Here is a 7,169-nt window from a genome sequence, read left to right on the forward strand (position 1 = left end):
CGGAACAGATCGCGACTGAAACAGATCGCGTCCGAACAGATCGTCCCGTGCACGCGAACAATCGCGCGCCCTCGCACGTGGTGGCACGCGCCTTCGAGTGTCGCGACCACGTGTGATTACGGCATCTTGCCATTTGGACTGGGGCATTCAGGGGGCCAGTCATGTCAAAATCGGATAACGGGTCACCCCCGAACCGCACCACTCCGGTACATCACGGCCGGACCATCTTCGGGAATCCCCGCCTCCGACCGGAAGATCTTCGGCGACTCCCGTCCTGTGAAGGGCCGGTTCCCGGTTTTGCCGGGAAATGCGGCATTCGGTGGGAGTTTGCTCGGACCTTGTCACGATATTCACGGATGAGTCGGGGCGCCGCCCCGTGATCCTCACGTGATGCATGTGACCTTCGCGGTATGGACTCGTCCGGGGCGCCGGTCGTCCGGTAAGAAGGTTCTTCACACCCCTCATCCGGGGCTCAGAGCGCGTGTGCGGCGCGCTCGTCGTGTACGCCCGTACGCATCACAGGGCCGTACACGGTCCCGCCCGCCTCTTGGACCAGAGGCGGCCCACCCTCAAACATGAACAGCTAAGGGGTCACACAAGTGGCAGCGGAGATCGTCAATCCTCGCAGCGCCGGAACCACGGATCAGGAAACCGGGGAGCCCCTCGATTCCTTCGACCCGGCGTTCGCGCTGCACCGCGGCGGCAAGATGGCTGTGCAGGCCACCGTGCCGGTCCGCGACAAGGACGACCTGTCCCTCGCATACACGCCCGGCGTCGCGAAAGTGTGCAGCGCCATCGCCGAGCAGCCCGACCTTGTCAACGACTACACGTGGAAATCGTCCGTCGTCGCCGTCGTGACCGACGGTACGGCGGTCCTCGGCCTCGGCGACATCGGTCCCGAGGCGTCCCTCCCGGTGATGGAGGGCAAGGCGATCCTGTTCAAGCAGTTCGGCGGCGTGGACGCGGTGCCCATCGCGCTCGCCTGCACGGACGTGGACGACATCGTCGAGACCGTGGTGCGGCTCGCGCCCTCCTTCGGCGGGGTGAACCTGGAGGACATCGCGGCACCCCGGTGCTTCGAGATCGAGCGCAAGCTCCAGGAGCGCCTCGACATCCCGGTCTTCCATGACGACCAGCACGGCACCGCGGTCGTCACACTGGCGGCGCTGCGCAACGCCGCGCGGCTCAGCGGCCGGGCCCTCGGGGAACTGCGGGCCGTGATCTCGGGCGCCGGAGCGGCCGGGGTCGCCATCGCGAAGATCCTGATCGACGCCGGGATCGGGGACGTGGCGGTGACCGACCGCAAGGGTGTCGTCTCGGCCGACCGGGACGACCTCACCCAGGTCAAGCGCGAGGTCGCCTCCTTCACCAACAAGGCCGGGCTGAGCGGATCACTGGGGTCGGCCCTCGCCGGCGCGGACGTCTTCATCGGCGTCTCCGGCGGTACGGTCCCGGAGGCCGCGGTCGCCTCCATGGCGCCGGGCGCGTTCGTCTTCGCCATGGCCAACCCGGATCCCGAGGTGCATCCCGAGGTCGCCCACAAGTACGCGGCCGTGGTCGCCACCGGGCGGTCGGACTTCCCGAACCAGATCAACAACGTGCTGGCGTTCCCGGGCATCTTCGCCGGGGCGCTCCAGGTGCGGGCCTCCCGGATCACCGAGGGCATGAAGCTCGCCGCGGCGGAGGCCCTCGCGGGCGTGGTCGGGGACGACCTGTCCGCGTCCTACGTCATCCCCTCGCCGTTCGACGAGCGGGTCGCACCGGCGGTGACGGCGGCTGTCGCCGCGGCGGCGCGGGCCGACGGGGTCGCCCGGCGCTGAGCCCGCGGGGCACGTCGGCCTGTCTCGCGTTGCCTTGGCCTCGTCCGGCGTCCGGGCGAGGCCGAACCCCTGCCCACCCAAGCGCCCGTTCGGGTGAGGGGGGGCTCCCCTGGGGGGCGGGTCTGTTCGGTGGCGGCGGGTCTGATCGGTGATGGCGGGTCTGTTCGGTGCGCGGTTCCTCGCGCCCCCCGGGGTGGCAAGTGGGGATGGGTCACAGCGGGGGGTGGTTCCTTACCGGGGGACGGGAACCTATCGTCAGCCGCATGTTCGCTGTCTACGCCGCCCGTATCGACCGTGACCAGCCGCTCGCCGGGCTCGAACTGGGGGAGCGGCCCGCTCCCGAGGTCCGGCCCGGCTGGAGTCTCATCGATGTCAGGGCCGCCTCCCTCAACCATCACGACCTGTGGACCCTGCGCGGCGTCGGTCTCCCGCAGGACCGGCTGCCGATGATCCTCGGCTGTGACGCCGCCGGGGTCGACCAGGACGGCAACGAGGTCGTCCTGCACTCCGTCATCGGCCAGACCGGCCACGGGGTCGGCCCCCGGGAACCCCGCTCGATCCTGACCGAGCGCTACCAGGGCACCTTCGCCGATCAGGTCGCCGTCCCCACCTGGAACGTACTGCCCAAGCCGAAGGAACTGTCCTTCGCCGAGGCGGCCTGTCTGCCCACCGCCTGGCTGACGGCGTACCGCATGCTGTTCACCAACGCCGGGGTACGGCCCGGTGACTCGGTCCTCGTCCAGGGCGCGGGCGGTGGGGTCGCCACGGCCGCGATCGTGCTCGGCAAGGCCGCCGGACTGCGGGTCTTCGCCACCAGCCGCGACGAGGCCAAACGCACCCGGGCGCTGGAACTCGGCGCGGTCGAGGCCGTGGAGCCGGGGGCGCGGCTGCCGCAGCGCGTGGACGCGGTGATCGAGACCGTCGGCGCGGCCACCTGGTCCCACTCCGTGAAGTCCCTACGGCCCGGCGGCACCCTCGTCATCTCCGGTGCCACCAGCGGGGACCGCCCCTCGCACGCCGAACTGACCCGGGTCTTCTTCCTCGAACTGAAGATCGTCGGCTCCACCATGGGCTCCAAGGACGAACTGGAGGATCTTCTCGCCTTCTGCGCCGCCACGGGAGTCCGGCCCGTCATCGACGAGGTGCTGCCCATGGACCGCGCCCGCGAAGGGTTCGAGCGGATGGAGTCCGGGGGGCTGTTCGGGAAGATCGTGCTCAGCAACTGACCCCGAGACTGACCCCGATCAGCCGTCGGCCTCGGCCTCATGTCAACTGTGGTTGACGCGTGCGCTGTGTCAATGTAGGTTGACGGTATGACGGAAGCAACGGATCTCGCCCAGCGCGCGGGCGATCGCGATCCACGGGTCGGACTGCGAGCCGTCGCCGCGCTGCGCAGGCTGCTGGAACAGCTCGAAGCGGTGCAGGTGCGCAGTGCGCGCAATCAGGGGTGGTCGTGGCAGGAGATCGCCGCGGAACTCGGGGTCAGCAGACAGGCCGTGCACAAGAAGTACGGGAGGCGATGATGTTCGAACGGTTCACCAAGGATGCCCGCGCCGTCGTCACGGGTGCGGTCGATGCCTGCGAGCGGTCGGGTGCCAGGACCGTCGAGGTCGAACATCTGCTGCTGGCGATGATCGAACGCTCCGGCGGAAAGGGCACCTTCGTGCTCACCGCCCTCGGGCTCGACGACCGTAGGGACAGCCTCCATGACGCGCTGGCCGAGGCGCGGCGCCGGGCCGGACTCTCCAAGGCCGAGACCGACGCCCTCGCCGGCCTCGGGATCGATGTCACCGAGATCGTCTCCCGGGTCGAGGAGGTCCACGGGGTGGGCGCGATGGCCGGGGACCGTCAGGACAAGGGCTGGTGGGGCGGCCGTCGCACCTTCAGCCGTGGGGCCAAGGACGTCCTGGAGCAGTCCCTGCGGATCGCGGTCGCCCGCCGGGCGCGCAACATCGGCGACGAACACATCCTGCTCGCCCTCACCACTCAGAAGGGTGTCGTCGCCGAACTGCTCGCCGACCACGGGGTGACCTTCGAGTCGGTGTCCCGGGTGCTGGGGGGCGGGGGAGAGGCCAAGGCGGGCTGACGCCGGGCACAGTCCCCTCCCTCCCCGGGGGCGAGGGACTGTGCGGGCCGGGCGGGCTACGGGGCTACACCTTCGGTGTTCTCAGCAGCGCCCCGATATGGGCCGCCGCCGTGGAGAGATGGCGGCGGGCGTCGCGGAGCTGGTCCTCGGTGACACCGCGGTCGCGGGCCGTGTCGCGGATGTCGTCGCGGAAGCGGTCCAGGAGGCGGTCCAGGTCGCGGGCCGGGTCACCGGTGGGCGACTCATGGGCCCAGGTCGGCTCGTAGTCCGCGGGGAAGCCCTCCGGGGTCTCGCCGTACTCGGCCTCCTCCTGCGGGGCCGACTTCGCCGGGCCCCCACCGCGGCCGAAACCGAAGTCCCGGCCGAAGTCCCGCCCGATGTCCTTGCCGAACTCCTTGCCGAAGTCCTTTCCGAACTCGCCGAACTCCTTGGCCAGTTCGGTGAGACCCTCCCGCACCCCGGTCGGCCAGTCGCCGCGCGTGAAGTGGTCCTGCACCTGCTCCTGCACCCGCCGGGCGATGCGCTGCACCTCCTCCTGCGCCTGGGCGCGCGCCCGGTCCTGGGCCTCCTTGGCCTGACGCCGGGCCCGCTGGGCCTCCTCGCGCGCCCGCCGGCTCTCGTCCTTGGCGCGGCGGGCCTGCTCCTTCCACTCCTGCTTCACGCGGCGCATCTCCTCCTTCGCGGCCCGCCACGACTCCTTTTCGGCGAAGTCCCCGAAGTCCCCGAGGCCGCCCGGATCCCCGTCGTCCCCGTCCTCGCCCGGCCCTGAGCGGGTGCCCCGCCGGGCCTCGCTCGCCGCCGCCTGCATCTCGCGCCGCAGATCCCCCGCCGCACCGCGCACATCGGCCCGGATCTCGGAGGCCAGCTCCGCCACGGAGTCGCGGATCTCCAGCTCCAGATCGGCCAGTTCACCGCTGCGGTCGGCCAGCTCGGCACGGCCCGCGTCGGTGATCGCGTACACCTTCCGGCCGCCCTCGGTGGTGTGGGTGACCAGACCCTCGGCCTCCAGCTTGGCCAGCCGCGGGTAGACCGTGCCCGCCGACGGCGCGTACAGCCCCTGGAACCGCTCCTCAAGGAGGCGGATCACCTCGTAGCCATGGCGGGGGGCCTCGTCGAGCAGCCTCAGCAGATAGAGGCGGAGGCGGCCGTGTGCGAAGACGGGGGGCATGTCAGAGCACCTTCTTGTCGGTCGTGCCGTCGGCCGGGTCCGCGCTGTCGCCGGTGTCCGGGCCGGAAGCGGCATTGTCCCTCGGTTCGTCCCCCGATGTTTCCCCCGAGTCGTCGCGTGAAGTGTCATGGTCGGCGCTGTCGTTGACCATGTCCGCGCGGGGCGGCTCCTCGTCCTCCCTCTGGTGCGGGCCCACGTCCCACGGCTCCTCCTCCGCGGCCGGGCGGCGGAGCAGGGCGATGGAGCCGGAGATCGTCGTGGCCTTCAGCCGGCCGTTGCCCGCGCCCAGGCGGCCGGTGATGCGTTTGGCGCCCCAGTGGCCGCTGACCCGCAGATCCTCGAAGGCGTTGGAGACATGACCGCTCGCGGTGTTGGCCTCCACCTCGGCGTCGGCCGGCTGCGGCAGCCGGATGGCGATCTCGCCGGAGACGCTGGTGAGGCTGATGTCCGTGGGGCGGCTCGCCGGATCCAGGTCCACGATCATCGAGCCGCTCACCGAATCGGCCTTCACCGAGGAACCGGCCTCGACCACGGTGAGATCCCCGGACACCGAGTTGTACCGCAGGTCTCCGCTGAGCGCCTGGGCGTCCAGGCTGCCGGAGACCGTGTCGGCGCGCACCGGGCCGGTGAGCCCGACGAGCGTGGTGTCGCCGGAGATGCCTCTCACCTCGGCTCGGCCGTCGATCCCCGACACCATGGCGGTGGCGCTCACCACGCCGACCTCCACGCGGGTGCCCGCCGGCACGGCCAGGGAGACGACCGCGCTGCGGCGCCAGCCCTTGCGGTCGAGCCACTTGAGGAAGCCCTTCCAGGGCAGGTCCTCATAGGCCACCGTGAGCGCGCCCTCCTGCTGGGTGACCAGCAGGGGCGGGCCTTCGATGTCGGAGATCTCCAGGCGGGCGGAACTCTCGTCGGTCCCCACGACGTTCACCGTTCCGTTGACGATGCGTACCTGGAGTTCACTCACGGGCTCGTCGAAGGTGAGCTTCCTGGGCTCCGCGACGGACCACTCGGACATGGTGCAGACCTCCTCGACCGGGCCGGACCGCGCACGGGACCGGACGGACATACCCCCGACACGACACACGCCATATCGTGTTCACTGAGAAACACGATATATCGCGGACACGGAAAGTCAAGACTGTCGCGCCCCGACCACTACTTCGGGTCACGGTTGAACCGGGCCGTCGACCAGCGGTGGCCGAGCACGGTCAGGCCGACGCACCAGGCGATCGTGATCCACCCGTTGTGGCCGATCTCGGTGCCGAGGAGCAGGCCGCGCAGGGTCTCGATGGCCGGGGTGAAGGGCTGGTACTCGGCGATCGGCTGGAACCAGCCCGGCATCGTCCCGGCCGGGATGAAGGCGCTGGAGACCAGCGGCAGCAGGATCAGCGGCATGGCCGCGTTGCCGGCCGCCTCGGGGTTGGGGCTGGCCATGCCCATCCCGACGGCGATCCAGGTGAGCGCCAGGGCGAACAGCGTCACCAGCCCGAACGCCGCCAGCCACTCCAGGACGGTGGCGTCCGTGGACCGGAAGCCGATGGCCACCCCGACGGCACCGACGAGGACCACGCTCATCACGCATTGCAGAACGCTGCCGACGACGTGCCCGACGACCACGGCGCTTCGGTGGATGGCCATGGTGCGGAAGCGGGCGATGAGGCCCTCGGACATGTCCATGGAGATGTGCACCGCGGCCCCGATCACGGTGCTGCCGATGGTCATCAGGAGGATGCCCGGGACGATGTAGGAGACGTACAGGGAGCGGTCCGCTCCACCGCCGCCGATGCCCGCGCTCATGACGTCGCCGAAGATGTAGACGAAGAGCAGCAGCATCATGATCGGCGTGAGCAGCAGATTCAGGGTTCCGGACGGGTAGCGCCAGGCGTGCAGCAGGTTGCGGCGGAGCATCGTGGTCGAGTCGCGTACGGCGAGGGTGAGGGCGCTCATCGGACGTTCTCCTTGGGGTGGTTGGTGCCGGTCTGGTCGGGGGTGGTGGTGGGGGTGGTGAGGGCGAAGAAGACGTCGTCGAGGTCGGGGGTGTGGAGGGTGAGTTCGTCGGCTTCGATGTGGTGGGTGTCGAGTTGGTCGAGGA

At 70.3% G+C, this 7,169-nt stretch carries 7 protein-coding genes and 1 pseudogene; 4 read left to right on the forward strand and 4 right to left on the reverse strand.

What is annotated here, in order from left to right:
* Nucleotides 1-599: 599 nt before the first annotated feature.
* From ACIQNG_RS04085 to ACIQNG_RS04100, 4 genes are all read left to right on the forward strand, one after another.
* On the forward strand, nt 600-1,820 hold the full coding sequence (locus ACIQNG_RS04085; RefSeq protein WP_401482491.1) for an NADP-dependent malic enzyme: 1,221 nt from the start codon (nt 600-602) through the stop codon (nt 1,818-1,820).
* Between the two features lie 263 nt (nt 1,821-2,083).
* Complete coding sequence (locus ACIQNG_RS04090) at nt 2,084-3,046, forward strand: zinc-binding dehydrogenase (RefSeq protein WP_401482492.1); 963 nt, start codon at nt 2,084-2,086, stop codon at nt 3,044-3,046.
* 87 nt (nt 3,047-3,133) lie between these two features.
* Nucleotides 3,134-3,343, forward strand: coding sequence for a helix-turn-helix domain-containing protein (locus ACIQNG_RS04095; protein WP_382692900.1), 210 nt, complete (start codon nt 3,134-3,136; stop codon nt 3,341-3,343).
* Nucleotides 3,343-3,906 (forward strand): Clp protease N-terminal domain-containing protein, encoded by a 564-nt coding sequence (locus ACIQNG_RS04100; protein ID WP_401482525.1) that lies wholly within the window; start codon nt 3,343-3,345, stop codon nt 3,904-3,906. The genes ACIQNG_RS04095 and ACIQNG_RS04100 overlap by 1 nt, the downstream gene beginning before the upstream one ends.
* A gap of 64 nt (nt 3,907-3,970) precedes the next feature.
* Here ACIQNG_RS04100 and ACIQNG_RS04105 read toward each other — a convergent pair whose 3' ends face one another.
* From ACIQNG_RS04105 to ACIQNG_RS04120, 4 genes and pseudogenes are all read right to left on the reverse strand, one after another.
* Nucleotides 3,971-5,074, reverse strand: coding sequence for a helix-turn-helix transcriptional regulator (locus ACIQNG_RS04105; RefSeq protein WP_401482493.1), 1,104 nt, complete (start codon nt 5,072-5,074; stop codon nt 3,971-3,973).
* A 1-nt stretch (nt 5,075) separates the two neighbouring features.
* Nucleotides 5,076-6,092: a DUF4097 family beta strand repeat-containing protein gene (locus tag ACIQNG_RS04110; RefSeq protein ID WP_401482494.1), complete on the reverse strand. Its 1,017-nt coding sequence runs from the start codon at nt 6,090-6,092 to the stop codon at nt 5,076-5,078.
* Between the two features lie 140 nt (nt 6,093-6,232).
* On the reverse strand, nt 6,233-7,024 hold the full coding sequence (locus tag ACIQNG_RS04115) for an ABC transporter permease (protein ID WP_401482495.1): 792 nt from the start codon (nt 7,022-7,024) through the stop codon (nt 6,233-6,235).
* A pseudogene (locus ACIQNG_RS04120) lies at nt 7,021-7,169 on the reverse strand (ABC transporter); the annotation flags it as partial. The gene ACIQNG_RS04115 and the pseudogene ACIQNG_RS04120, both read right to left, overlap by 4 nt.

This window comes from Streptomyces sp. NPDC091377 (assembly GCF_044757045.1).
Classification (GTDB): Bacteria; Actinomycetota; Actinomycetes; order Streptomycetales; family Streptomycetaceae; genus Streptomyces.

Coding starts and splice junctions, on each gene's coding strand:
- ACIQNG_RS04090 (WP_401482492.1), top strand. CDS start 2,084: ATGTTCGCTGTCTACGCCGCCCGTATCGACCGTGACCAGCCGCTCGCC.
- ACIQNG_RS04095 (WP_382692900.1), top strand. CDS start 3,134: ATGACGGAAGCAACGGATCTCGCCCAGCGCGCGGGCGATCGCGATCCA.
- ACIQNG_RS04100 (WP_401482525.1), top strand. CDS start 3,343: ATGTTCGAACGGTTCACCAAGGATGCCCGCGCCGTCGTCACGGGTGCG.
- ACIQNG_RS04105 (WP_401482493.1), bottom strand. CDS start 5,074: ATGCCCCCCGTCTTCGCACACGGCCGCCTCCGCCTCTATCTGCTGAGG.
- ACIQNG_RS04110 (WP_401482494.1), bottom strand. CDS start 6,092: ATGTCCGAGTGGTCCGTCGCGGAGCCCAGGAAGCTCACCTTCGACGAG.
- ACIQNG_RS04115 (WP_401482495.1), bottom strand. CDS start 7,024: ATGAGCGCCCTCACCCTCGCCGTACGCGACTCGACCACGATGCTCCGC.